The sequence below is a fragment of the Streptomyces sp. IBSBF 3136 genome (genome assembly GCF_036815105.1).
GTDB lineage: Bacteria > Actinomycetota > Actinomycetes > Streptomycetales > Streptomycetaceae > Streptomyces.
This window is the reverse complement of sequence record NZ_JAJSZC010000447.1, coordinates 1-1,682: the sequence shown is the minus strand read 5'-3', so window position 1 is coordinate 1,682 and position 1,682 is coordinate 1. Positions and strand designations below refer to the sequence as shown.

Annotated in this window: 2 protein-coding genes and 1 pseudogene; 2 read left to right on the top strand and 1 reads right to left on the bottom strand. The window is 72.4% G+C overall.

Going from position 1 to position 1,682, the window contains the following annotated elements; all coding sequences use genetic code 11:
* The first annotated feature begins 112 nt into the window (after positions 1 to 112).
* Positions 113 to 466: a hypothetical protein gene (locus V7E45_RS40080; RefSeq protein WP_333779217.1), complete on the top strand. Its 354-nt coding sequence runs from the start codon at positions 113 to 115 to the stop codon at positions 464 to 466.
* A gap of 396 nt (positions 467 to 862) precedes the next feature.
* Positions 863 to 1,273: a hypothetical protein gene (locus V7E45_RS40075; protein ID WP_333779216.1), complete on the top strand. Its 411-nt coding sequence runs from the start codon at positions 863 to 865 to the stop codon at positions 1,271 to 1,273.
* Positions 1,274 to 1,475: 202 nt separating this feature from the next.
* Here the strand turns inward: V7E45_RS40075 and V7E45_RS40070 are convergent.
* Positions 1,476 to 1,682: pseudogene (locus V7E45_RS40070) on the bottom strand (hypothetical protein); the annotation flags it as partial.

Here is a 1,682-nt window from a genome sequence, read left to right as displayed (position 1 = left end):
CCCCAACGAATACGAACGCCGACACCACGCCGATAAGCTCACGCTCGCCGCGTGATCAACGAACGCGTGTCCACCATCACGGGGGAAGGCCCCTGGTCTTAGGGTGTGGTCTGTGTCAGTTGACCAGGGGCAAAGTCCGCGGCCTATCGACCAGTGCCGGGACGTCCAAGACGTCCTGGACCAGATCCGGCTGCGTCCTTCGATGTGGATTCGCCAGGGGTGCCTGCGGGACTTGCAAAACATCTTGATCGGCTATGCCACGGCTTTGTCCGTTCACGGGGTCGACGAGCCTTTCACTCTGTCGCCCGGTGGTCCGTTCGCCGAGTGGCTGTGCGCTCGTCGAGGCTGGTCGATGTCGTGTGGCTGGGCTGATGCCATCGAGCGGCATGCCGGTGGAGAAGACCCGCTGCTGGTGTTCTTCCATCTGCTGGACGAGTACCGGTCTGCCTGCGGGTCTGAGCCCTGATCGTCCATCCGCGCGGCTGCCGTTCCGCGCCCGCGGCGTCGTCGGCGTCCTCGGTTGCGGCGACGGGTCGTGCGCAGCCGTCCTGCACGCAGCCGGGCCGCGGCCTCCGGGGCCTTCTCGGACAGTTCCACGAGAGCCGGATGCGGGGCTGGCGGGACGTAGGGTTCGCAGGCCGCGGCGCGGTCCGGGCCGGGCTTGTCGCCGTAGCGCGCCAGGAGGCGGATCTGGGCCAGCGCGGCGAGGCCGGTGGCCGCGGTCGCGGCCCACTGCGCGGGCCCCTGGGGCAGGCGGTCGACCAGCGCCACGAGCACGAATGCGAGCTCCCCGGTGAGAAGCAGCACCCCGGTGGCCGCCAGACAACCCGCGGCGGTGTGCGCCTGGCGGGCGCGGGACCCCGTGGAACTCGGCGTGGGCGGCACGAAAGACGGGGTCGTGGACGGCGATGATGCCGAGCGTCGTGGCGGCGGAACGCCGGCGCAGCGCGGCGAGCAGGGCGTCCGGCAGGGGGTGCCCGGCGGTACGCGCCACGTCCGCGCCGGTCTCGGTCAGTGCCAGATTCCCGCGATGATTGATGGTGACCAGGCCGTCCAGCAGGAGCCGGGCGGCGGCCGCCTGGACGTCGTCCTCGGTCGACCAGCGGCCGGCGGCCGCGCGGTAGGGGTCGACGGGTGCGGCAGGCAGGCGCGCGCGCAGGCGGTCGCGCACGACCGGCGCCCCGTACAGCAGGACTGTGACGGAGACGACGGCACAGGCGAGCGCGACGGGATCCACGCGCCGAGCCTAGTGAGGAACAGGCACTTGCCGTAGAGGAACAGGCACTTGCCGTAAGGGACTTGAAGTGACGGTGGCCCGGGTTGCCGGTGCACTCTCAGGGTGCTGGAGGCGGCCCGAGGGCTTGGGCGCTGGCCTGATCGTGGGCGCTGGGGGCCGCCGGGCCGGGGCCGCGGAGCGGGCGGCGGGCCATAGCCTGCTGCAGGCGGGCTCGGATCGGGCGGCGGGCCATGGCCCGCTACAGGCGGGCTCGGATCTGCTCCAGGTCGAGCGGCACGTCCGCGTTCGCGATGTGCCGCAGTGCGTCGCGGGCGCGGGTGGTAGTGGATCTGACCGCCAGTGCCTGAGCCGCGCGCTGCGGGGTGCCGAAGGCCTCGATGACGCGGCGCTGGGTCTGCGCGGTGGCGACCGGGGCGAGTGCTTCGGGCAGGTCGCGGGGGGGGGG